Genomic DNA, 22,596 nt, shown 5'->3' with positions numbered 1-22,596 from the left:
CTCTCGTCGTCGGGTGCGGGTGGCCCCGGTGGAGCGTATGCGCCGTTGGCGGCCTGCGGTGGTCTTCACCTGATGGGGTGAAGCCCGGAGGGAAGTCCGGTCGGGGATCTTTCCGTTCTGTCCATGCTTGGGCATGTACTCAGACGATCCCTGGTACGACGCCCTCGCCTCCGGATGGGGGGAGGCGGACGCCACCGACGCTCCCGACGCCGCGCCGCCCCGCGCGGGTGACGTGTACCTCGAGGTACAGCGCAGTGCGGCCTTCCAGGAGGTGCGCAGCCGGTACCGGAGGTTCGTGGTGCCGGCGGTCGTGGGGTTTCTCTCGTGGTACGTGGCGTACGTGGTGGCCGCCACGACCGCGCCGGAGTTGATGGCCCGACCCGTGGTGGGTGCCGTGAACGTGGCCATGGTGGCGGGGCTCGGACAGTTCCTCACCACCTTCCTGCTCACCTGGGCCTACGCCCGCCACGCGCGACTGCGCCGGGACCGCGCCGCGCTCGAAATCAGGTGGGACACCCAGGAGTTGACGCGCGTCACCAGAGGCGGTGCCTCGTGACGGACGACCATCAGACCCTGGCGCTCCTTCTGTTCAGCGTGTTCGTCGCGATCACGCTGGCGATCACGACATGGGTGAGCCGCGACCGGCAGGGTTCGGCGGAGGAGTTCTACGCGGGCGGTCGGCTCTTCACGCCCATGGAGAATGGTTTTGCCATCGCGGGTGACTACATGTCGGCCGCCTCCTTCCTCGGTATCTCCGGGCTCATCGCCCTCTTCGGCTACGACGGAATGCTGTACTCGGTGGGCTTCCTCGTGGCCTGGCTGGTGGTGCTGTTCCTCGTCGCCGAACTGGTACGCAACTGCGGGCGGTTCACCCTCGCCGACGTCGTCGCCGCGCGGATGAGGGAACGCCCCGTGCGGATCGCGCTGGGAACTTCCTCGGTCACCGTGTCCGTTCTGTATCTGGTGGCGCAGATGGTGGGCGCGGGCACCCTGGTCGCGCTGCTGCTCGGGGGCGAGGGCGAGGCGGCGCGGGCGTGGACCGTCATCGGCGTCGGCGCGCTCATGGTGATCTATGTGTCGTGGGGAGGGATGCGGGCCACCACCTGGATCCAGATCGTCAAGTCGGTACTGCTGCTCGGCGGCACCGTCGCGTTGACCGCGCTCGTCCTGGTGCGCTTCCACGGCGACTTGGACCGGCTGCTGCTCACGGCGGCCGAGCGCAGTGGTCACGGTGAGGCGTTCCTCGCGCCGGGACTGAAGTACGGGGGTGACTGGACGTCCCGGTTCGACTTCATCAGCCTGGGGCTCGCGCTGCTCCTGGGCACCGCAGGGCTGCCGCACATCCTGTCCCGCTTCTACACCGTGCCCACCGCCCGCGCGGCCCGGCGCTCGGTGGTCTGGGCGATCGGGCTCATCGGCGGGTTCTACCTGATGACGATCGTGCTGGGGTTCGGCGCCGCCGCGATCGTCGGACCCGAAGCCGTACGCGGGTCGAACGCGGCCGGGAACACGGCCGTCCCGCTGCTCGCACTCGACCTGGGCGGCGGCGCGGCCTCCACCGGAGGAACGGTTCTGTTCGCCGTCGTGGCCGCCGTCGCCTTCGCCACGATCCTCGCCGTGGTCGCCGGAATCACGCTCTCCTCCTCGGCCTCCGTGGCCCACGACCTGTATGCCTCGCTGCGGCGCAGGCGCGCCCGGCCCCGCAGGGAGGTGGCCGTAGCGCGCGCAGCCGCGGTCGGCATCGGCGTCGTCGCGATCGCCCTCGGACTGCTGGCCCGCGACCTCAATGTCGCCTTCCTCGTGGGCCTCGCCTTCGCCGTCGCCGCGTCCGCCAATGTGCCGGTGCTGCTCTACTCGCTGTTCTGGCGGGACTTCACCACGCGGGGCGCCGTTTGGGCCGTGTACGGCGGCCTCATCCCAGCCGTGGTGCTGGTGCTGTTGTCGCCGGTGGTGTCGGGGAGCCCCGAATCACTGCTCCCCGGCGTCGACTTCCAGTACTTCCCCCTCCAGAACCCGGGTCTCGTCTCCATCCCGCTGGGTTTCGTCGCGGGCTGGCTCGGCACCGTCACCTCGGCCGAGGTTCCGGACGAGGCCAAGCACGCGGAGACCGAGGTGCGTTCGCTGACGGGGGCCGGGGCTGTCTAGGGGCGGTGCCATCGTCGTCGTACGTCCGTCGCCGTCCCCGTCCCGCCCTCGTCGCCGTATGGCGGAGGCCACTGTGCGCTGTCGAGCGGTCGGCTGACATTTCGGCGCCCGGCGTCCGTATCAAAGGGAGGGCACGGTTCCCTTCCCCCGCCCCCACGGACCGTGCCTCAGGCGCGGGTCGCCCACACGTAACGGTGTTCCGGGCGGCCCGCGTCCCCGTACTTGAGGGTGAGCCGGGCCCGTCCCGTGCGTTCCAGGAGCTTGAGGTAGCGCTGGGCGGTCTGGCGGCTCACCCCGGTGCGCTCGGCGATCTCCTGGGCCGACAGGGGGCCTTCGGCGTTCATCAGGGAGCGGCGTACGAGTTCCGCGGTGGTGGGGGAGTGGCCCTTGGGCAGGTCGGGCTCCGAGGACGCGGACAGCGCGCCGAAGATGCGGTCCACCTCGGCCTGCTCGGCCTCGCCGCCGCCGTCCAGGGTGCGGCGCAGCTCCGCGTATGCCTCCAGCTTGGCCCGCAACCCCGCGAAGGCGAACGGCTTGACCAGGTACTGAAGCGCGCCGTGCCGCATGGCCGCCTGGACCGTGGTCACGTCGCGCGCCGCCGTCACCATGATCACGTCGGTCTGGTGGCCGCGTCGACGCATCTCCTGGACGACCGACAGACCCGTCTCGTCGGGCAGGTAGTGGTCCATCAGGACCAGATCCACGCGGGGCAGCTCCTCCACCTGGCGCAGCGCCTCGGCCGCGCTGTGGGCCTCGCCGGCCACGTGGAAGCCCGGCACCTTCTCGACGTAGGCGCAGTTGACGCGCGCCACGCGCGTGTCGTCGTCCACGACCAGGACCTCGATCATCGCGACTCCTCCTCGGCGACGGTCTGCGCATCTGACGGCACGGCGAGGGCCGGTTCCAGGTCCGGCTCGGCCAGTGCCTCGGGCAGGACGACGGTGAACTCCGCTCCTCCGCCGGCCGCCTCGCCCACCGCCGCGCTGCCACCCTGCCGTTCGGCGAGCCTGCGCACCAGGGAGAGCCCTATGCCGCGTTCACGGTGCGCCGGCGGCTTCTTGGTGGACCACCCCTCGGTGAAGATCAACTCGCGCTGCTCCTCGGGGATTCCCGGGCCCGTGTCGCGCACCCTGAGGATCGCCGTACGCCCCTCCGCACGCAGTTCGACCTCCACGCGCGCGTGCGCGGTGCCCGCGGCGGCGTCGAGGGCGTTGTCCACCAGGTTGCCGACGATCGTGACGAGGCCCCTGGGGTCGATCAGCCGGTCCGGGAGCCCGGTGCGGTCCGCGAGGCGCAATACGACACCGCGCTCGGCGGCCACGGTCGCCTTGCCGACGAGCAGGGCGGCGAGCAGCGGGTCCTGGATCTTCTCGGCGACCTGTTCCGCCGTGTCCCGATGGTCGCCGACCACCTCGCCGACGAACTCCACGGCGTCGTCGTACATCTCCAGTTCCAGCAGCCCGAGCAGCGTGTGCATACGGTTGGCGTGCTCGTGGTCCTGGGCGCGCAGGGCGTCGATCAGGCCGCGCGTCGAGTCGAGCTCCCGGCCCAACTGCTCCAGTTCGGTACGGTCACGCAGAGTGGCGACGGCGCCGCCGTCGTCGGTGGGCATGCGGTTGGTGACCAGGACACGCTGACCGCGGACGGTGAGCAGATCGGTGCCGGTGACCCGACCGGCCAGGACATCGGTCGTACGGCCCTCGCCGAGCGCCTCGTCGAGGGACCGGCCGACGGCCTCGTCGCCGATGCCGAGCAGCCGCGCCGCCTCGTCGTTGAGCAGGCGGATGCGGCCGATGTGGTCCAGCGCGACGACACCCTCCCGGATGCCGTGCAACATCGCCTCGCGCTCCGCGAGCAACGCCGAGATGTCGGAGAAGGCCAGGTCGCGGGTCTGCCGATGGACCCGGCGCGAGATCAGCCAGGCGGCCAGCGCGCCGACCGCGAGGGCGCCGCCCGCGTACGCGAAGAGCTCGGGGATCGTGTGCAGCAACCGGGCCCGCACGCTGTCGTAGGCGATGCCGACCGAGACCGCGCCCACGATGTCGCCGTCGGCGTCGCGCAGGGGCACCTTGCCGCGCGCGGTGCGGCCCAGGGTGCCGCTGTCGATCTGCATGACCTCGTGCCCGGCGAGGGCCTGGCCCGGGTCGGTGGAGACGGTCCGGCCGACCTCGCCGGGGGTGGGGTGGGACCAGCGGACCCCGCGCCGGTCCATCACCACGATGTACTCGGCCTTGGTGGCGTTACGGATACGTTCCGCCTCCCGTTGGACCGGTCCGCCGACCGTCGCGGGAGTGCGCGCGAGATCCGCGGCGATCTGCGGCTGGGCCGCGGTGGTCTGCGCGATCGACAGCGCGCGGCGCATCGCCTGGTCGTCCAACTGGTCGCTGAGCGGAGCGAGGAACAACCCGGTCGCGAGCACCGCCACTCCCGCGGCGATGGCCACCTGCATCAGCAGCACCTGCGCGAACATCCGCCGGGGCAGACCGAGGCGCAGGCGACGGGCGGGGGGAGTGGGGCTCATACCCATGACGGTACGTGGACGTGCGGGAAGTCCCGTAGAGGGGTGTGGCGTGGATCTCTTGATCAATGTCGACGGTCATGATCAACATCCGGATCAAGGATCCGGTGCGCCTGATCAACTTGCGAGTGCCGTCGTCATCGTGAGTTCGCGCACCGTCACCACGTCCATCCGCGCGGGTGAGCCGAGTACGGACCCGCAGCTCTCGGGGCGCGGCGGCAAGGAGGTGCCCTGTGCCACGCCGACCCGCCAGTGGCGTCCGTCCCGGTGGGCGACCGTCACTTCCCAGTGCGGGGCCGCGCCGCTTGTCCGAACGACGCTCAGCGCCTGCGCGGCGTCCTCGCCGATGGCCCTGCGCACGGCCAGCTCGGCCGCCTGGGCGGGCCGCTCCCAGGCCGAGTTCCCACGACACCCCTCGACGACGATCCGGCCCTCCTGGACGCCGTGCAGGACTTCCTTGACCGCATGGGCCTGCGCCCGGCCGTACGCGTAGCCGTACGGCAGCACGAGCAGCGTCGGTGAGAACCGGTGTCCACCCAGATGAGTGACCTCCCAGACGCCCTCCACACCGGAGGCGGCGAGCTCGGCCGCGAGGGGGCGCCCGAGGAGTGCGCAGCAGCGGTCCCGCTTGCCGTTGGTGCAGACGAGGGCGAGGGGGTCACCTGTGTGGGGGCGCCCTTGGAGGGCCGAGTCGAAGGTGTGGTGGTCACCCATGCCAAGGGCGGCGAAGTCCAGCTCCAGCAGCTGCTCGGGATCGGTGATCGTAGCGGCGCGCAGCCATACGTTCCCGGGCACGGTGTGGGCCGCGTAGACCTGTCGCTCGGCGGCGGTGCCGCAGTCGGCGTGCCGGCCGGGGCGGCGGATCAGCGCGACGCGTACGCCCGTGCCCTTCGCGGCCGTCTCCAGGGCTCGGCCCAGCACCGGGTCCAGGTGGCTCTGCGTGAGTGCCTTGGCACCCCACGGGCCGGGCTGCTCCACCAGCAGCCAGGTCGTCGCTGTCGCCGCGGTCCCCGCGATGGGCTCGGCGAGGTCCTGCGAGACGGTTGAGCACGTACTCACAGAGGTGAGCCTAACCTGACTTGGATGGCGGTGGAGGGTCGAGGGTCAGGTCCGGGGACTGGCCGGTGGGACTGCCCAGACCTGTCCTGCGCCTGTAGTGCGCCCCTCTCCCGCTCCGGGGTGCGCCCCCTCGGGGCCGGAGGCGCGCCCGTCCTACTCCGCCGGAAGCGGCTGGGGCTCCGGTAGTGGTTGGGGCGGCTTCGGGCCCGTGTAGTGCCCGCTCGGTCGCATCCGCAGCGGTCGCTCGCCGTACTCCTCCAGGGCGTGGGCGATCCAGCCCGCCGTGCGGGCCACGGCGAAGATCGTCTCGCCCGCCGTGTAGGACATGCCGCAGGACGCCGTGAACACACCCAGGGCCAGGTCGATGTTCGCGTGCAGCGGGGTGTGGCGGGCCGCCGTGGCGGCGATGTCGCGGGCCGCGGCGAGGGCGGGTGCGGAGTGGGGGATCTCCTCCAGGAGCTCGAACAGGACACGCGCGCGTGGGTCCTCGCCGGAGTAGAGCCGGTGACCGAGCCCCGGGATGCTCCGGCCGGCCCGCAGCTCCTCGGCGATGACGGGCCCCGCGTCGCCCCGGTCGAGCACCTCCATGATCAGTTTGTGGGCGAGGCCGCTCGCCGCCCCGTGCAGGGGTCCCTCGATCACACCCAGTCCGGCGGAGACGGCGGCGTAGGCGTGGGCGCGGGCCGATGCGGCGACCCGGACGGCGAGGGTCGAGGCGGCCAGGTCATGATCGACGAGCAGGGCGAGGGCGGTGTCCAGAACGCGCAGTGCGGCCTCGTCGGCGGACCGTCCGCTCAGCTGTCGCCACAGGCGCTGAGCGATGGAGCCCTCGTCGCCGTGCGTGTACCGCGCGGGCCTGAGGGAGGCGACGAGGGTCGGGATGAGGACGCGCGCGGTGCCGAGCACGGCCTCCTCGGACAGGTCGAAGCGCAGTGGGTCAGCGGTCGCGGCGGCGATGGTCGCCACCCGCAGCCGGTCGGTGGGGCCGACGTGTTCGGACAGGGCGTCGACCGCGCGACGGGCGGCGGTGACGGAGATTTCGGGGGCGGTGAAGGTGACACCGGCGTGCAACTCACCCGTCCACAGCCACTCGGCCACCTCCTCGTAGGAGTGTCGGGCGGCCAGCTCGGTCGCGTCCACGCCGCGGAAGTAGTAGCGGTCCGTGTCGATCAACGTGAGGCGGGTCCGGACGGACAACTCGCCCGCCGCCCCCGAACCGGCCGCGCTCTCCCGCCTGTTGCGCCGGGCGAGCGTCTCCACTTCCTCGGCGTCGAAGGTGCTGCCCCGGCCGCCGGGCGCGCGGCGGCTGCTCAGGTGTCCACGGCTCACGTACGCGTACACGGTTTCGGGCTTCACACCGAGCCGTTCGGCGGCTTCCTGGGTGGTCAGTCGCCGCCCTGTTGGGACGGGGCCGGGCTCTTGATCGCGCATGGGGTCACCGTATCCAGGAAGTCGGACATCGATTTCGGAGGTTGATGTGCAGAATGATTTGAATGTCGAATGTTGATCGGATCAATATTGACAGAAAATCAGTCAATCATGGACAGTCGAATCAAGTCCAGGGAGGAATCATGTCCGTCAACAGGTCAACAACCGCGCTCGTCGAGGTACCTCGCGGGCTGGCGGGTGTCATCGTCACCGACACCGAGGTGGGCGACGTCCGAGGGCTCGAGGGCTTCTACCACTACCGCCAGTACTCGGCCGTGGAGCTTGCGCAGACCCGCCCCTTCGAGGACGTCTGGCATCTCCTGGTCCACGGCGAGCTGCCGGACGCCGGACGCTCCGCCGCCTTCGCCGCCGAGACCGCCGCGCTGCGGCGGCTGCCCGACCAGGTGTGGGCCGCGCTCCCCGCCATCGCGGCGGCGGGCGGAGGGTCCGGACCGTTGGCCGGCCTGCGCACAGCGCTCTCCCTGCTCGGCGCGGCCCAGGGCTTTAGGCCGGTCTACGACATCGACGCCGATGCGCGCCGCCGGGACACCCTCGTCGCGGCCGGGGCCGTACCGACTCTGCTCACCGCGCTGCACCGGCTGGGTGCGGGACTTGATCCTGTCCAGCCGCGCGAGGATCTGTCGTACGCGGCGAACTATCTGTACATGTTGACGGGGGCGGAGCCGGATCCACGGCAGACCAGGGCTGTCGAGCAATACTTGATCTCCACCATTGACCACGGATTCAATGCGTCAACCTTCACGGCTCGGGTCATCACCTCCACGGGGGCGGATGTCGCGGCGTGCCTCGTCGGCGCCGTGGGCGCGCTGTCGGGGCCCTTGCACGGCGGTGCGCCCAGCCGGGCGCTGGACACCCTGGACGCGATCGGCACACCCGACCGCATCGACTCCTGGATCCGCGAACGGGTCCTCGCCGGCGACCGCATCATGGGCTTCGGCCACCCGGTCTACCGCACCGAGGACCCCCGGTCCCGGATGCTGCGCGAGATCGCCCAGAGCTTCGGCGGCCCGCGCGTCGAGTTCGCGGTGGAGGTCGAACGTCGCGTCGAGGCGATCCTCGCCGAGCTGAAACCCGGTCGTGAGCTGCACACGAACGTCGAGTTCTACGCCGGTGTGGTCATGGAACTCTGTGGTCTGCCGCGCGAGATGTTCACACCGACGTTCGCCGCCGCGCGGGTCGTGGGCTGGAGTGCCAACATCCTGGAGCAGGCACAGGACTCGAAGATCATCAGGCCGGTGGCGCGGTATGTGGGGCCCGGGGCGCCGGTGAGGGTTCCGACGGCTGCCTGACATCGGGCCCGGCATACGTGTGGCCTGGTGCCGTTCTGGCGCCAGGCCTCATCGGGTGGTGGGGATCGAGCAGTCACGGGGTGCCGGCTGCTCGCCGGGTCGGTGGCCCGGCTCGCTCAACGGTTGCGCGCGGCCGGGGAGCCTCAACGGTACGGGTCTGGGGTGGACGCGTGCTCGTGCGGTGGTGTCAGGCGTCGGGGATATCTGCCTTGGCGCGGATGAGAGTCTCCCGGCTGACGATGACGATGCGCTCGTAGTCGGCGCGGGCGGCATCGGCGGGCAGTTCCGGGTCAAGCGCCTCGGTGGCCTCGGTGCCGATGACGGCGAAGTTGCCGTCGCTGAGTTCGAACACGTCCGGGCAGGTAGCTCCTGAGTTACTGCCACGGGCGCTTGGAGGCACACCGATGCGGCGCACGATCTTCAAAGGTACTGGTCCTTACGAGGGCTGGGCATTGTAGTCGGGAGAACGTTACTGGTGATTCTGTTTCCGCCGTGGCTGGATGGCGAAAATGTCACCCGGTCAGTCGTTGGGCGGATCGCCGACGACCCACCACTCGTCCGTGTCGGCTTCGTCGAGGTCGCTGACGAGACCGTCAACCATGTGCCCCAGCTGGGCTTCTTCGGATGTCTCGTTCAGGGAGGCGCGCATGTGCTGTGACGCCTCCCAGTACTCACGGAAGATCGGGCTCTGGAAGAACTCCCGCAGATGCCGGTACAGCTCCTCCCGGTCCAGGATTCCCGCCCGGTAGAGGTGGAACAGATGGACGTACCAGGCGTTGGCGTAGAAGAACTGGCGGCGCCTCTCCGCAGGGATGCTCTTGTCGTAGGTGTCGATCACCGCGGCGAGGGAGGGATCGTCGATAGCCCTGGCCAGCAGCTCCCACTGCATGCGCTGCTGATGTGCCAGGGCCTTGCGGCGGATCGCCAGTTCCTCGAGCTCCAGCTGCCTCTCCTGCAGTCGTGCCTCCTCCACCCGCCGTTGACGCGCTGTGAACGCTGCGCTCGCGGTGGCAGCGAGGAGAGCCAGTGCGGTGGTGGCCAACCTCCCCGCAGAGAATTTCCGTGTGGCCATGTCAATTACCCCCGATCAGGCGGCCGTCCGCCGGTCGTCGGGGTGCGGGTCGACTGGAGGGGACCGGCGAGCGGTGGGCGGCGCTTGCCGTCTCCCAGAGTGCCGAGCGGCTCTGATCGGCGGGGAGGCGGAGAGGAGGCGCACGGAGGGAAGCGAGGGTCGCACACTCCGGCGCCATGCCCAACGTCTGCCCGGCAAGTGCTGCTAACAATCGTTCACTTCGCGGTGATTATTCCGGCTCGTATCCTGGGGCGGCATTCAACCTTCGTATGTGCGCCGACCCGCGAGCCGGTGCACCCGTCGGCGTGAGAGAGGTCGCACGTTGAGCCAGCCGAGCCCCGGTCCGCAGCAGATCCCGGTCGTCGTTCTCGCCGGATTCCTCGGTTCCGGTAAGACGACGCTGCTCAACCACCTCCTCCACCGCAGCCGAGGCACCCGCATCGGCGCCATCGTCAACGACTTCGGCGCCATCGAGATCGATGCCATGGCCGTCGCCGGCGCGCTCGGCGACTCCACCCTCTCCCTCGGGAACGGCTGCCTGTGCTGCGCCGTCGACGCCAGTGAGCTCGACGTCTACCTGGAGCGGCTCGCCCGCCCGTCCACCGGCATCGACGTCATCGTCATCGAGGCCAGCGGGCTCGCCGAGCCGCAGGAGCTCGTTCGCATGGTGCTCGCCAGTGAGCATCCGGGCATCGTGTACGGCGGTCTGGTCGAGGTGGTCGACGCCGCCGAGTTCGACGGCACCCGCGCGAAGCACCCCGAGATCGACCGGCACCTCGCCCTCGCCGACCTCGTCGTGGTCAACAAGCTCGACCGGGCGCCGGACGGGGCCCGCGTGCTCGGCCTGGTCCGCGGGCTCACCGACCGGGCCGCCGTCGTCCCCGCCACCTACGGCCGTATCGACCCCGAGTTCCTCTTCGACTGCCGGCCCAGCGAGGAGCGCATCGGGCAGCTGTCCTTCGATGACTTGCATGACCTGCATGACCACACCGGTGGCTCCGGTGACGACTCGGACGGCGGCGACCATCACGGGCACCTGCACACCGGCTACGACAGCCTGTCCTTCGTCTCCGAAGTCCCCCTTGATCCACGCCGCTTGATGGGGTTTCTGGACAGCAGGCCCGACGGGCTGTACCGGATCAAGGGGTACGTCGACTTCGGCCCACACGACACCGCCAACCGCTATGTCCTCCACGCCGTCGGCCGCTTCCTGCGCTTCTACCCGGAGCGGTGGAACGCCGCCGACGCGCGTCTCACCCAGTTGGTCCTCATCGGCTCCGGCATCGACGCCTCCGCGCTCGGCAAGGAGCTGGAGGCCTGCAAGAGCGATGCCCCACACGCCGACGAACACGGCATGTGGGGCGTGCTGCGGTACGTACCGGAGGCGGCGGAAGAGGCCTCCGCCTCCCAGGAGGACTTGGCGGACTAGGGCTTGATCCCCGCCCGACAGGTCCTAGACCGGACCGGCCACCACCGACACCGTCTTCCCGAGTGACACGCCCGAGCCGTCGCGGCGCGGATCGATGTCCGGGAGGTCGGCCGGGGTGCCGTTCTTCTGCGCGGCCCGTGCCGGGACGGCGCCCGCCCAGGCCAGGGACAGACAGTCCTCGCCCTTCAGGAACCGCTGGCAGCGCACACCACCGGTCGCGCGACCCTTGCGGGGGTACTGGTCGAACGGGGTCATCTTGGCCGTCGTCTGTACCGAGTCGTCCAGCGTGCCGCGCGAGCCCGCCACCGTGAACACCACCGCGTCGGCCGCCGGGTCCACCGCCGTGAAGGAGATCACCTTCGCGCCATCCGTCAGCTTGATGCCCGCCATACCGCCGGCCGCGCGGCCCTGCGGGCGGACCTGCGAGGCCTGATAGCGCAGCAGCTGGGCGTCGTCCGTGATGAAGACCAGGTCCTCCTCACCGGTGCGCAGCTCGACCGCGCCGACGATCCGGTCGCCCTCCTTCAGAGTGATGACCTCCAACTCGTCCTTGTTGGACGGATAGTCGGGCACCACACGCTTGACGACACCCTGCTCGGTTCCGATCGCCAGGCCCGGCGACGACTCGTCGAGCGTGGTCAGACAGACCAGGGTCTCGGCGCCCTCCAGGGAGACGAACTCAGACAGCGGCGCACCGCCCGAGAGGTTCGGTCTCGACGCCGTCTCCGGCAGCTGCGGCAGATCGATGACGTTGATCCGCAGCAGTCGGCCCGTGGACGTCACCGCGCCCACCTCACCGCGGGCCGTGGCCGGCACCGCCGAGACGATCACGTCGTGCTTGGAGCGCTTGGCCTCGCCGTCCTCCGCGAACGGGTCGCCGTTCGCCGTACGGGCCAGCAGTCCCGTCGAGGACAGCAGCACCCGGCACGGGTCGTCCGCCACCTGCAGCGACGCGGTGGGCAGTGGCGCCCCCGCCGACTCCAGCAGGACCGTACGGCGCTCGGTGCCGAACTTCTTGGCCACCGAGGCCAGTTCGGCGGAGACCAGCTTGCGCAGTTCCGCGTCCGACTCCAGGATCCGCGTCAGCTCGGCGATCTCCTCGTTGAGCCGGTCCTTCTCCGCCTCCAGCTCGATGCGGTCGTACTTGGTGAGCCGGCGCAGCGGCGTGTCGAGGATGTACTGCGTCTGGACCTCGCTCAGCGAGAAGCGCTCCATCAGGCGCTCCTTCGCCTGCGCGGAATTCTCGCTGGACCGGATCAGCCGGATGACCTCGTCGATGTCCACCAGCGCCGTGAGCAGGCCCTCGACCAGGTGCAGCCGGTCGCGACGCTTGGTGCGGCGGAACTCGCTGCGCCGCCGCACGACCTCGAAGCGGTGGTCGAGGTAGACCTCCAGGAGCTCCTTGAGGCCGAGGGTGAGGGGCTGTCCGTCGACCAGCGCCACGTTGTTGATGCCGAAGGACTCCTCCATCGGCGTCAGCTTGTACAGCTGCTCCAGGACGGCCTCCGGCACGAAGCCGTTCTTGATCTCGATGACCAGGCGCAGGCCGTGCTCGCGGTCGGTGAGGTCCTTGACGTCGGCGATGCCCTGGAGCTTCTTCGACCCGACGAGGTCCTTGATCTTGGCGATCACCTTCTCCGGACCGACCGTGAAGGGCAGTTCGGTGATGACGATGCCCTTGCGGCGGGCGGTCACCGTCTCCACGGACACGGTCGCGCGGATCTTGAAGGTGCCGCGGCCCGTCTCGTACGCGTCCCGGATGCCGGAGAGGCCGACGACCCGGCCGCCGGTCGGCAGGTCGGGGCCCGGGACGTGCTTCATCAGCGCGTCCAGATCCGCGCTCGGGTAGCGGATCAGGTGGCGGGCGGCCGCGATGACCTCGGAGAGGTTGTGCGGCGGCATGTTCGTGGCCATGCCGACGGCGATGCCGGAGGCGCCGTTGACGAGGAGGTTCGGGAAGGCGGCGGGCAGCGCCACCGGCTCCTGCTCCTGGCCGTCGTAGTTGGGGGTGAAGTCGACCGTGTCCTCGTCGATCGACTCCGTCATCAGGCTGGTCGCCGCGGCCTGCCGGCACTCGGTGTACCGCATGGCGGCCGGCGGGTCGTCGTTGCCCAGCGAACCGAAGTTGCCGTGGCCGTCGACCAGGGGGACGCGCATGGAGAAGGGCTGGGCCATGCGCACCAGGGCGTCGTAGATCGACGCGTCGCCGTGCGGATGCAACTTACCCATGACCTCGCCGACGACGCGGGCGCACTTCACATAGCCGCGGTCGGGGCGCAGACCCATCTCGTTCATCTGATAGACGATGCGGCGGTGCACCGGCTTGAGGCCGTCGCGGGCGTCCGGCAGGGCGCGGGAGTAGATGACCGAGTACGCGTACTCGAGGAAGGAGCCCTGCATCTCGTCGACGACGTCGATGTCGAGGATCTTCTCCTCGTACGAGTCGTCGGGCGGCGGGTTCTTCGTGCTGCGGCGGGCCATCGCTGCCGGCTCCTTAGGTTTCTGGTCGCTCGAGCGTTTTGCGGTATCTGACGCGGACCATTGTGGACCGCGGCACTGACAACCACGGACCAGGACCCGATGTTGGGCTCCGGCCCGCCGTCGGAGAAGTGTCGCCGACGTACGGCCTCCCCCGCGACACAGGGGGCGGACGGAGTGCGAACCGCCCGGGCCGTGGCCGCGCTTGCGAGCGGCGGCACCGAAGGCAAGCGCGCGCCGCGAGACCGTTCACTCGGCGGGGTGATCGCCGGGCACACTCCCAGGTCGTGGGCAGGACGAGCCCGGATCGGTGCCGCGAGCACGGCCGGAGCGCGGGTGGCCCTCCCCGCTCGACGGGGATACGGCACGTGAGGGTGAGGACGATGCGCCGGCCGCCGTGCCGGGTGGCGGCCGAGGAGAGAGGAGAACAGACCCGTACAGCGGCGCTCGCCGTCGATCTCGCCCCCGCCGCCGAGCTGCTGAGCCGCTGCTCCGACGCCTTCCCCGAGCCGGCGGGCAACCGCTCGAAGGACGGGCTGACGGGGGTGGCGGTAGCCCTCGGCATGATGCAGGTCGGCGCGCGGCGGACCGAGCCCCGACGGCCGTCGCGCACGGCGTCCCCGGCTCGCCTTCACCGCCGTCCGGGCACGGCGTTCTGACCGGGAACTTCGCCGACCCTTCGGACGCTGCATACAGTGGCAGGAACTGAAGCCGAACTACTCGGCACAACGCAGTGCACGCGACCGGAAGGACACCTTGCCCATGGGTCACACGGCCACACCGGAGGCACAATCCGGCGGCCTCACCGCGACGGAGCACCGCCTGGCCAACGGCCTGCGCGTGGTGCTCTCCGAGGACCACCTCACGCCGGTCGCCGCGGTCTGTCTCTGGTACGACGTCGGCTCCCGCCACGAGGTCAAGGGCCGTACCGGACTCGCCCACCTCTTCGAGCACCTGATGTTCCAGGGATCGAACAGTGTGAAGGGCACGGGCCACTTCGAGCTCGTCCAGGGCGCGGGCGGCTCGCCGAACGGCACCACCAGCTTCGAGCGCACCAATTACTTCGAGACCATGCCCGCCCACCAGCTGGAGCTCGCGCTGTGGCTGGAGGCCGACCGCATGGGCAGCCTCCTGGTGGCCCTCGACGAGGAGGGCCTGGAGAACCAGCGCGACGTCGTCAAGAACGAGCGCCGCCAGCGCTACGACAACGTCCCCTACGGCACGGCGTTCGAGAAGCTGACGGCCCTGTCGTACCCCGACGGCCACCCCTACCACCACACGCCGATCGGCTCGATGGCCGACCTGGACGCGGCCAGCCTGGAGGACGCCCGCGCGTTCTTCCGCACCTACTACGCGCCCAACAACGCCGTGCTGTCGATCGTCGGCGACATCGACCCGGAGCAGACGCTCGCCTGGGTCGAGAAGTACTTCGGCTCCATCCCGGGACACGACGGCAAGCCCGAGCCGCGCGACGGATCGCTGCCGGACATCATCGGCGAGCAGCTGCGCGAAGTCGTGGAGGAGAACGTTCCCGCGCGCGCGATGATGGCCGCCTACCGGCTCCCGCAGGACGGCACGCGCGAGTGCGACGCGGTCGACCTGGCGCTGACGGTCCTCGGCGGCGGCGAATCCTCCCGCCTCTACAACCGACTGGTCCGCCGCGACCGTACGGCCGTGGCGGCCGGCTTCGGCCTGCTGCGGCTGGCCGGCGCGCCCTCCTTGGGCTGGCTGGACGTGAAGACCTCCGGCGATGTCGAGGTGCCCGTCATCGAGGCGGCCGTCGACGAGGAGCTCGCCCGGTTCGCGGCGGACGGCCCCACCGCCGAGGAGATGGAGCGCGCGCAGGCCCAGCTGGAGCGCGAGTGGCTGGACCGGCTCGGCACCGTCGCGGGCCGCGCCGACGAACTGTGCCGCTACGCCGTCCTGTTCGGCGACCCGCTGCTCGCCTTCACCGCCGTACAGCGCGTCCTCGCCGTCACCGCCGAGGAGGTCCAGGCGGTCGCCAAGGCCCGGCTGCGTCCCGACAACCGCGCGGTGCTCGTGTACGAGCCGGTCGCCGACGAGGCCGAGGACGCGCAAGCCCCCACCGACGAGAACGAGGAGTCGGCGCAGTGACCGAGCTCGCCAGCATGGAGTTCCACCCGCAGCCCCAGGCCGGCCAGGCCCGGCCCTGGGCGTTCCCGGCGCCCGAGCGCGGCGAGCTGGACAACGGCCTGACGGTCCTGCGCTGCCACCGCCCCGGCCAGCAGGTCATCGCCGTCGAGGTGCTCCTGGACACGCCCCTGGACGCCGAACCGAAGGGCCTGGACGGCATTGCGACGATCATGGCGCGCGCGTTCTCCGAGGGCACCGACAAGCACACCGCCGAGGAGTTCGCCGCCGAGCTTGAGCGCTGCGGCGCCACGCTCGACGCGTACGCCGACCACCCCGGCATCCGCGTCAGCCTCGAGGTGCCCGTCTCCCGGCTGCCGAAGGCGCTGGGGCTGCTCGCCGACGCGCTCAGGGCACCCGCGTTCGACGACGCCGAGGTCGAGCGCCTGGTGCGCAACCGCCTCGACGAGATCCCGCACGAGCTGGCCAACCCCTCGCGCCGCGCCGCGAAGGAGCTCTCCAAGCAGCTGTTCCCGGCGACCTCGCGCATGTCCCGCCCGCGCCAGGGCACCGAGGACACCGTCGCCGGCATCGACTCCGCGGCCGTACGCGCCTTCTACGAGCGGCACGTACGCCCCGCCACCTCCACCGTCGTGGTCGTCGGCGACCTCACCGGTGTCGACCTCGACGTGCTGCTGGGCGACACCCTGGGCGCCTGGACCGGCTCCCCGGCCCAGCCCCGCCCGGTCCCGCCGGTGACCGCGGACGACAAAGGGCGCGTCGTCATCGTGGACCGCCCGGGTGCCGTGCAGACGCAGCTGCTGATCGGCCGTGTCGGCCCGGACCGGCACGATCGTGTGTGGCCCGCGCAGGTGCTCGGCACGTACTGCCTCGGTGGCACCCTCACGTCCCGCCTGGACAAGGTCCTGCGCGAGGAGAAGGGCTACACCTACGGTGTGCGTGCGTTCGGCCAGGTCCTGCGCTCCGCGCCGGACGGCACGGGCGCGGCGATGCTCGCCATCAGCGGCTCCGTCGACACCCCGAACACCGGTCCGGCGCTGGACGACCTCTGGAAGGTCCTGCGCGGGGTCGCCGCCGAGGGGCTCACCGACGCCGAGCGGGACTTCGCCGTGCAGAACCTCGTCGGGGTGGCGCCGCTGAAGTACGAGACGGCCGCCTCCGTGGCGAACACGCTGGCCGACCAGGTCGAGCAGCACCTGCCCGACGACTTCCAGGCGAAGCTGTACCAGCAGCTTGCCGCGACCGGCACCGTCGAGGCCACGGCCGCGGCCGTGAGCGCCTTCCCGGTGGACCGGCTGGTGACGATCCTGGTCGGCGACGCGGCCGCGATCCGCGAGCCCGTCGAGGCCCTCGGCATCGGCGAAGTCAGCGTCGTGGCGGCCGAGTAGAGGACCTCGGAGGTCCCGTAGCGGACCGAGCAGAGGTCGGACAGCCGCGCCGGGCGACGGCACGCGCGCGTGAGGGGCCCTGGTGACTTCCAAGTCACCAGGGCCCCTTTATGCCCGAATTGGGGGAGAGGTTGCCTGTCTGACCTGTGGGATGCGCTACAAAAGCCGCGATCCGTTTGGGGATTGAAAGTCGCCCCGCTTAGCGTCTTCCGGGCTGTCCGTCAGGCAGTGCGCCGCGCCCGCGGCACCGGACAGCCATCGCCGAGTCCCCGTACGGCGCGAGCCAGGGGAGCCGGGGACCCATCGCAGTCCCTGGGGTGAATCGGACGCCCGCGCAGCCGCGAGGGGGTCCGTAGGAGACCTTCCTGCTCCGAACCCGTCAGCTAACCCGGTAGGCGAGAGGGAAGGAAAGGATCAGCCACTACATGGCGTTCACCTGCGCCACCGGGAAGAACCGCGCCTCCGGGAAGCACCGTCGCCCCGGCCGGTTCGAGCGCACCACCGCCCGCGCGGCGGGCGTCGCCGCGCTCACCGCCACCGGCGTCATAGGCACCCTGGCCGCCCCGGCGCTCGCCGCCGAACCCGCCGCCGAGCAGACCGGCCTCATCCCCGTCATCACCGTCGACGACACGCTCGCCGACCAGATCGATGCCCAGGCCGCCGCCCAGAAGCAGGCCGCCCAGGAGGCCGCGGCCCTCAAGCAGGCCGCCGAGGAGGCCGCGCGCAAGAAGGCGGCCGAGAAGGCCAAGCAGGAGCGCGAGGCCGAGGAGCGCGCCGCCCGAGAGGCCGAGCGCAAGCGCCTGCTGTCCTACGTCGCCCCGATCTCCGGCTCGTACGTCTCCACGGGTTACAAGGCCGGTGGCGCCGTCTGGTCGTCCGGCAGCCACACCGGCGTCGACTTCCACGCCGCCAGCGGCACCTCCGTCCACGCGGTCGGCTCCGGCACCGTCGTGGAGGCCGGCTGGGGCGGGGCCTACGGCAACAACATCGTGATCAAGATGAACGACGGTACGTACACCCAGTACGGCCACCTGTCGTCCATAGGCGTCTCCGTCGGCCAGACCGTCACGCCGGGCCAGCAGATCGGCCTGTCCGGCGCCACCGGCAACGTCACCGGACCGCACCTGCACTTCGAGGCCCGCACGACCGCCGAGTACGGCTCCGACATCGACCCCGTCGCCTACCTCCGCTCGCACGGCGTGAACGTCTGACGTCTCCCGCGCCCCACCCGAAGCTCCGCTTCCCGCAGCTGAGCCTCCCCGAAGCCCCGGCTCCCGAGCCGGGGCTTTCGGCGTTTCCCGGACGATCGGCTGACCAAAAAATATCCATGGATTCCGGCCCGCCGTCGGAAATTCCGGCCGGTTGCAATAGAGTCACTGAACACACGTCATTCGTCGACGTTTCACGGGGATTAAGGCGGAGGTCGGTCATGCGTATTCCGGCGCACTCGGTATGCACCGCGATCCGGGACGACATCGTCGCCGGCGTCTACGAGCGCGGCGGCCGGCTCACCGAGGAACTCCTCGCCCGCCGCTATGGCGTCTCCCGCGTCCCCGTGCGCGAGGCCCTGCGGACCCTGGAGGCGGAGGGCTTCGTGGTGACCCGGCGGCACGCGGGCGCGTGCGTCGCCGAACCGACCGAGCAGGAGGCCGCCGACCTGCTGGAGATGCGCACGCTGCTGGAGCCGCTCGGCGCCGCCCGGGCCGCCCAGCGGCGCACCGAGGCCCATCTGAAGGTCCTGCGTGGCCTGGTCAGGCTGGGCCAGGAACGGGCCAGGCGGGGCAACAGCGAGGACCTGCGCTCGCTCGGCGGCTGGTTCCACGAAACGCTGGCCCAGGCCTCCGGAAGCCCCGCGCTGGCCTCGATGCTGACCCAGCTGCGCCACAAGATCGCCTGGATGTACGCCGTGGAGGCGCCGGTCGACCCGGTGGAGTCCTGGACCGAGCACGGCGCGATCGTGGACGCGGTGGCGCGCGGCGACGGGGAGCGCGCCCGGGGCGTCACGGCCCTGCATGCCGAGCGCGCGATGGGCGCGCACCGGCTGCGGTTCGGCTCCGGTGATCGCGCCGAGCGTGTGAGGAATTCGCAACATCCCGTAAACATGCCGAGCCTGCGGCATTAACACGGGCGCCGTATACAAAGAGGAGATATTCGGCGGCGGTGTATTTCCGCTGCCCTTTTCAGGCGTGCCGTGAGCCATTTCGGTCACCCGTCGCCGGAAAAGCCGCGGCCTGCTCTGCTCGAAACAGCGAAGCCGCGCCCGCCGAAACAGCGAAGCCGCGCCCGCCGAAAAGGCGGACGCGGCTTCACCGTTTGCCACGGAGTCCCGCTCAGGTCCTTCAGACCGTCTCGGGCAGCTCCTCGAGGCCCTCGGAGACCAGCTTCGCCAGCCGGTCGAGGGCGGCGTCCGCACCCTCGGCGTCGGAGGCGAGGACGATCTCCTCGCCGCCCTGGGCGCCCAGGCCCAGCACGGCCAGCATGGAGGCCGCGTTGACGGGGTTGCCGTCGGCCTTGGCGATCGTCACCGGGATACCTGCGGCCGTGGCGGCCCGGACGAAGATGGAAGCGGGGCGGGCGTGAAGGCCCTCGGCCCAGCCGACGTTGACGCGGCGCTCAGCCATGTGATGCTGCCCTTCGGTGTTCAGGGTTGTCTAGACCAGTTTCCCACACCCGTGAAGCCCGCCGGGAGGGACAAAACGTCCCTCCCGAGGTGACCGTCGGGTCGCGGCCTCGACCCGACATGCGTCCTCCACAGACTGCCTCGCGCCGTTGTCGTACGCGAGCCGTACTCTGGGCCCCATGCAGAGCGCCTCGGACCGGCACGAGTACCCCGCCCACTGGGAAGCCGACGTGGTGCTGCGCGACGGCGGCACCGCACGCGTCCGCCCCATCACCGTTGATGACGCCGAGCGTCTGGTCAGCTTCTACGAGCAGGTGTCGGACGAGTCGAAGTACTACCGCTTCTTCGCGCCCTACCCGCGACTGTCCGCGAAGGACGTCCACCGCTTCACGCACCACGACTTTGTGGACCGGGTGGGACTCGCGGCCACGGTGGGCGGCGAGTTCATCGCCACCGTACGCTACGACCGGATCGGCGCCGACGGAATGCCCGCGTCCGCACCCGCCGACGAGGCCGAGGTCGCCTTCCTCGTCCAGGACGCCCACCAGGGGCGCGGCGTCGCCTCAGCGCTGCTCGAACACATCGGCGCCGTCGCCCGCGAGCGCGGCATCCGGCGCTTCGCCGCCGAGGTGCTGCCCGCCAACACCAAGATGATCAAGGTGTTCACGGACGCCGGGTACACCCAGAAGCGCAGCTTCGAGGACGGCGTCGTGCGTCTGGAGTTCGACCTGGAGCCGACGGACCGCTCGCTCGCCGTGCAGTACGCGCGCGAGCAGCGCGCCGAGGCCCGGTCCGTACGCCGACTGCTGGTGCCCGGTTCGGTCGCCGTCATCGGCGTCGGCCGCGCCCCCGGCGGCGTGGGCCGCAGTGTCCTCGGCAACATCAGGGACGCCGATTTCACAGGACGGCTCTACGCGGTGAACAGGGCGTTCCCGGCGGACCTCAAGGAAGTCGACGGAGTCCCCGCGCACCGCTCGATGCGGGACATCGACGAGCAGGTCGACCTCGCGGTGGTCGCTGTGCCCGCCGAGTACGTCCCCGACGTGGTCACCGAGTGCGGCGAGCACGGTGTGCAGGGGCTGGTCGTGCTCTCCGCCGGGTACGCCGAGAGCGGGCCCGACGGCCGGGAGCGGCAGCGTGAACTCGTCCGGCACGCGCGCGCGTACGGCATGCGCATCATCGGGCCGAACGCGTTCGGGATCATCAACACCTCCGCCGACGTACGCCTCAACGCCTCCCTGGCACCCGAGATGCCCCGCCCCGGCCGGATCGGCCTGTTCGCCCAGTCCGGCGCGATCGGCATCGCCCTGCTGTCCCGGCTGCACCGCCGGGGCGGTGGCGTGACCGGAGTCACAGGCGTGTCGACCCTGGTCTCGTCGGGCAACCGGGCCGACGTGTCCGGCAACGACGTCCTCCAGTACTGGTACGACGACCCGGACACCGACGTCGTGCTGATGTACCTGGAGTCCATCGGCAACCCCCGCAAGTTCACCCGCCTCGCCCGGCGCACGGCGGCGGCGAAGCCGCTGGTCGTGGTCCAGGGCGCACGGCACGGCGGCGCGGCGCCCCAGGGGCACGCCGTACGGGCCACCCGGCTGCCGCACGCCACGGTGTCCGCGCTGCTGCGGCAGGCCGGCGTGATCCGGGTGGACACGATCACCGAACTCGTGGACGCGGGGCTGCTGCTCGCCCGCCAGCCGCTGCCGGCCGGCCCGCGCGTGGCGATCCTCGGGAACTCCGAGTCGTTGGGCCTGCTGACCTACGACGCCTGCCTCTCCGAAGGGCTGCGGCCGTTGCCGCCGCTGGATCTGACGACCGGGGCCTCGGCGGCCGACTTCCACGAGGCGCTGTCGCACGCGTTGGCCGACGAGACGTGCGACGCGATCGTCGTCACCGCCATCCCGGCGATCGGAGGCGCCTCGACCGGCGACGCGGAGCTGGCGGAGGCCCTGCGCTCGGCGGCCGAGCGCGTACCGGGAAAGCCCGTGCTGGTCGTGCACGTGGAGCTCGGCGGGCTCGCGGAGGCCCTGTCGGCCGCGGCGAGCACCGCACCGCAGGCGGTCACCACGGCGCCCGGCATCGCGAACCGCGCCCACCCGTTCCGCCCTCTCGACTTCCCGGCCGACCCCCCGCCCGCCCCGTCCGACACGGCCGACGACGCCCCCCGGCTCATCCCCGCCTACCCCGCCGCCGAGCGAGCCGTCCGCGCCCTCGCCGAAGCCGTCAAGTACTCCCAGTGGCGGCGCGACGCCGCCGACCCCGGCCGGGTGCCCGAGTACGACGACATCGACGAGAAGGGCGCCGCCCGGCTGATCGGCGGGCTCCTCGCGCGCGGGCAGGGCCTCACGCTCGGCACGGACGAGACCGCCGACCTGCTCGGCAAGTACGGCATCCAGGTCCACCGCGCCCTGCACGCCCCCACTCCGGACGCCGCCGCCGACGCCGCCCACAACCTCGGCTACCCCGTCGCCCTGAAGGCCACCGCCCCCCATCTGCGGCACCGCGCCGACCTCGGTGGCGTACGGCTCGATCTCGCCGACGAGGAGCAACTGCGGCGGGCGTACGCGGAGTTGACCGACCTGTTCGGCAAGCCGGAGGAGCTGAGGCCGGTCGTGCAGAGCATGGCGCCGCGCGGCGTCGACACCGTCGTACGGGCCGTGATCGACCCGGCCGCCGGCGCCGTGCTGTCCTTCGGGCTCGCCGGGGCCGCCTCACAGCTGCTCGGCGACATGGCGCACCGGCTCATCCCGGTCACCGACCGCGAGGCCACCTCGATCATCCGCTCGATCCGGACGGCACCGCTCCTGTTCGGCTGGCGCGGCTCCGAGCCCGTGGACACCCCTGCGCTGGAGGAATTGCTGCTGAGGGTGTCGCGGCTGGTCGACGACCACCCCGAGGTCGTCGCGGTCACCCTGGAGCCGGTCGTCGTCGCCACCCACGGCCTGAGCGTGCTCGGCGCCTCCGTACGCCTCGCCCCGCCGCCGGCCCGCGACGACCTCGGACCGAGGACGCTGCCCACGTACTGAGACCGCCCTGA

General features: G+C 71.1%; 18 protein-coding genes and 1 riboswitch. Of the genes, 10 read left to right on the top strand and 8 right to left on the bottom strand.

Annotated elements, in window-relative coordinates; all coding sequences use genetic code 11:
* Nucleotides 1–133: 133 nt before the first annotated feature.
* The gene (locus ACZ4UU_RS38710; protein ID WP_471908111.1) at nucleotides 134–556 is read left to right on the top strand and encodes a DUF485 domain-containing protein; all 423 of its coding nucleotides are present in this window, start codon (nucleotides 134–136) and stop codon (nucleotides 554–556) included.
* The gene (locus ACZ4UU_RS38705; protein ID WP_471908110.1) at nucleotides 553–2,145 is read left to right on the top strand and encodes a solute symporter family protein; all 1,593 of its coding nucleotides are present in this window, start codon (nucleotides 553–555) and stop codon (nucleotides 2,143–2,145) included. Before ACZ4UU_RS38710 ends, ACZ4UU_RS38705 begins: the two co-directional genes overlap by 4 nt.
* A 167-nt stretch (nucleotides 2,146–2,312) precedes the next feature.
* On the opposite strand, the gene ACZ4UU_RS38700 is transcribed toward ACZ4UU_RS38705, so the two are convergent.
* The 4 genes from ACZ4UU_RS38700 to ACZ4UU_RS38685 all read right to left on the bottom strand — a co-directional run bounded on the left by ACZ4UU_RS38700 (nucleotide 2,313) and on the right by ACZ4UU_RS38685 (nucleotide 7,153).
* On the bottom strand, nucleotides 2,313–2,993 hold the full coding sequence (locus tag ACZ4UU_RS38700; RefSeq protein ID WP_471908109.1) for a response regulator: 681 nt from the start codon (nucleotides 2,991–2,993) through the stop codon (nucleotides 2,313–2,315).
* On the bottom strand, nucleotides 2,990–4,666 hold the full coding sequence (locus ACZ4UU_RS38695; protein ID WP_471908108.1) for an ATP-binding protein: 1,677 nt from the start codon (nucleotides 4,664–4,666) through the stop codon (nucleotides 2,990–2,992). The genes ACZ4UU_RS38700 and ACZ4UU_RS38695 overlap by 4 nt, the downstream gene beginning before the upstream one ends.
* Nucleotides 4,667–4,780: 114 nt before the next feature.
* Nucleotides 4,781–5,722: a sucrase ferredoxin gene (locus ACZ4UU_RS38690; RefSeq protein WP_471908107.1), complete on the bottom strand. Its 942-nt coding sequence runs from the start codon at nucleotides 5,720–5,722 to the stop codon at nucleotides 4,781–4,783.
* A gap of 153 nt (nucleotides 5,723–5,875) precedes the next feature.
* Nucleotides 5,876–7,153, bottom strand: a complete 1,278-nt coding sequence (locus tag ACZ4UU_RS38685) for a citrate synthase (protein WP_471908106.1) — start codon at nucleotides 7,151–7,153, stop codon at nucleotides 5,876–5,878.
* Nucleotides 7,154–7,293: 140 nt separating this feature from the next.
* On the opposite strand from ACZ4UU_RS38685, the gene ACZ4UU_RS38680 reads away from it, so the two are divergent.
* Complete coding sequence (locus ACZ4UU_RS38680; RefSeq protein WP_471908105.1) at nucleotides 7,294–8,460, top strand: citrate synthase/methylcitrate synthase; 1,167 nt, start codon at nucleotides 7,294–7,296, stop codon at nucleotides 8,458–8,460.
* A gap of 187 nt (nucleotides 8,461–8,647) precedes the next feature.
* Here the strand turns inward: ACZ4UU_RS38680 and ACZ4UU_RS38675 are convergent, their stop codons facing one another.
* Nucleotides 8,648–8,884: a hypothetical protein gene (locus tag ACZ4UU_RS38675; protein ID WP_107119957.1), complete on the bottom strand. Its 237-nt coding sequence runs from the start codon at nucleotides 8,882–8,884 to the stop codon at nucleotides 8,648–8,650.
* Between the two features lie 96 nt (nucleotides 8,885–8,980).
* Entirely contained in the window at nucleotides 8,981–9,532 is a 552-nt protein-coding gene (locus ACZ4UU_RS38670; RefSeq protein ID WP_471908104.1) for a DUF6082 family protein, read from the bottom strand.
* 322 nt (nucleotides 9,533–9,854) lie between these two features.
* Between ACZ4UU_RS38670 and ACZ4UU_RS38665 the strand changes: the two genes are divergently transcribed.
* Nucleotides 9,855–10,961, top strand: coding sequence for a CobW family GTP-binding protein (locus ACZ4UU_RS38665; protein WP_471908103.1), 1,107 nt, complete (start codon nucleotides 9,855–9,857; stop codon nucleotides 10,959–10,961).
* A 24-nt stretch (nucleotides 10,962–10,985) separates the two neighbouring features.
* Here the strand turns inward: ACZ4UU_RS38665 and ACZ4UU_RS38660 are convergent, their stop codons facing one another.
* The gene (locus ACZ4UU_RS38660; RefSeq protein WP_471908102.1) at nucleotides 10,986–13,442 is read right to left on the bottom strand and encodes a DNA gyrase/topoisomerase IV subunit A; all 2,457 of its coding nucleotides are present in this window, start codon (nucleotides 13,440–13,442) and stop codon (nucleotides 10,986–10,988) included.
* A gap of 380 nt (nucleotides 13,443–13,822) precedes the next feature.
* Here ACZ4UU_RS38660 and ACZ4UU_RS38655 point away from each other — a divergent pair, with 380 nt between their 5' ends.
* From ACZ4UU_RS38655 to ACZ4UU_RS38635, 5 genes are all read left to right on the top strand, one after another.
* A complete protein-coding gene (locus ACZ4UU_RS38655) occupies nucleotides 13,823–14,098 on the top strand; it encodes a hypothetical protein (protein WP_471908101.1) in 276 nt (91 codons plus the stop codon).
* Between the two features lie 103 nt (nucleotides 14,099–14,201).
* On the top strand, nucleotides 14,202–15,554 hold the full coding sequence (locus ACZ4UU_RS38650) for a M16 family metallopeptidase (protein WP_471908100.1): 1,353 nt from the start codon (nucleotides 14,202–14,204) through the stop codon (nucleotides 15,552–15,554).
* Nucleotides 15,551–16,939, top strand: a complete 1,389-nt coding sequence (locus ACZ4UU_RS38645; RefSeq protein WP_471908099.1) for a M16 family metallopeptidase — start codon at nucleotides 15,551–15,553, stop codon at nucleotides 16,937–16,939. The genes ACZ4UU_RS38650 and ACZ4UU_RS38645 overlap by 4 nt, the downstream gene beginning before the upstream one ends.
* Before the next feature lie 249 nt (nucleotides 16,940–17,188).
* Nucleotides 17,189–17,352, top strand: a riboswitch (cyclic di-AMP (ydaO/yuaA leader).
* Nucleotides 17,353–17,364: 12 nt separating this feature from the next.
* The gene (locus ACZ4UU_RS38640; RefSeq protein ID WP_471908098.1) at nucleotides 17,365–18,150 is read left to right on the top strand and encodes a M23 family metallopeptidase; all 786 of its coding nucleotides are present in this window, start codon (nucleotides 17,365–17,367) and stop codon (nucleotides 18,148–18,150) included.
* Between the two features lie 218 nt (nucleotides 18,151–18,368).
* A complete protein-coding gene (locus tag ACZ4UU_RS38635; RefSeq protein ID WP_471908097.1) occupies nucleotides 18,369–19,061 on the top strand; it encodes a GntR family transcriptional regulator in 693 nt (230 codons plus the stop codon).
* 217 nt (nucleotides 19,062–19,278) lie between these two features.
* Here ACZ4UU_RS38635 and ACZ4UU_RS38630 read toward each other — a convergent pair whose 3' ends face one another.
* Nucleotides 19,279–19,560, bottom strand: a complete 282-nt coding sequence (locus ACZ4UU_RS38630) for an HPr family phosphocarrier protein (RefSeq protein ID WP_016432192.1) — start codon at nucleotides 19,558–19,560, stop codon at nucleotides 19,279–19,281.
* Nucleotides 19,561–19,738: 178 nt separating this feature from the next.
* Between ACZ4UU_RS38630 and ACZ4UU_RS38625 the strand changes: the two genes are divergently transcribed.
* Nucleotides 19,739–22,585: a bifunctional acetate--CoA ligase family protein/GNAT family N-acetyltransferase gene (locus ACZ4UU_RS38625; protein ID WP_471908096.1), complete on the top strand. Its 2,847-nt coding sequence runs from the start codon at nucleotides 19,739–19,741 to the stop codon at nucleotides 22,583–22,585.
* The last annotated feature ends 11 nt before the right edge of the window (nucleotides 22,586–22,596 follow it).

The organism is Streptomyces sp. NPDC028907 (assembly GCF_055564995.1).
This window is presented reverse-complemented; position numbering and strand designations above follow the sequence as displayed.

Coding starts and splice junctions, on each gene's coding strand:
- ACZ4UU_RS38680 (WP_471908105.1), top strand. CDS start 7,294: ATGTCCGTCAACAGGTCAACAACCGCGCTCGTCGAGGTACCTCGCGGG.
- ACZ4UU_RS38700 (WP_471908109.1), bottom strand. CDS start 2,993: ATGATCGAGGTCCTGGTCGTGGACGACGACACGCGCGTGGCGCGCGTC.
- ACZ4UU_RS38710 (WP_471908111.1), top strand. CDS start 134: ATGTACTCAGACGATCCCTGGTACGACGCCCTCGCCTCCGGATGGGGG.
- ACZ4UU_RS38655 (WP_471908101.1), top strand. CDS start 13,823: ATGCGCCGGCCGCCGTGCCGGGTGGCGGCCGAGGAGAGAGGAGAACAG.
- ACZ4UU_RS38640 (WP_471908098.1), top strand. CDS start 17,365: ATGGCGTTCACCTGCGCCACCGGGAAGAACCGCGCCTCCGGGAAGCAC.
- ACZ4UU_RS38625 (WP_471908096.1), top strand. CDS start 19,739: ATGCAGAGCGCCTCGGACCGGCACGAGTACCCCGCCCACTGGGAAGCC.
- ACZ4UU_RS38630 (WP_016432192.1), bottom strand. CDS start 19,560: ATGGCTGAGCGCCGCGTCAACGTCGGCTGGGCCGAGGGCCTTCACGCC.
- ACZ4UU_RS38685 (WP_471908106.1), bottom strand. CDS start 7,153: ATGCGCGATCAAGAGCCCGGCCCCGTCCCAACAGGGCGGCGACTGACC.
- ACZ4UU_RS38670 (WP_471908104.1), bottom strand. CDS start 9,532: ATGGCCACACGGAAATTCTCTGCGGGGAGGTTGGCCACCACCGCACTG.
- ACZ4UU_RS38660 (WP_471908102.1), bottom strand. CDS start 13,442: ATGGCCCGCCGCAGCACGAAGAACCCGCCGCCCGACGACTCGTACGAG.
- ACZ4UU_RS38635 (WP_471908097.1), top strand. CDS start 18,369: ATGCGTATTCCGGCGCACTCGGTATGCACCGCGATCCGGGACGACATC.
- ACZ4UU_RS38695 (WP_471908108.1), bottom strand. CDS start 4,666: ATGAGCCCCACTCCCCCCGCCCGTCGCCTGCGCCTCGGTCTGCCCCGG.
- ACZ4UU_RS38650 (WP_471908100.1), top strand. CDS start 14,202: ATGGGTCACACGGCCACACCGGAGGCACAATCCGGCGGCCTCACCGCG.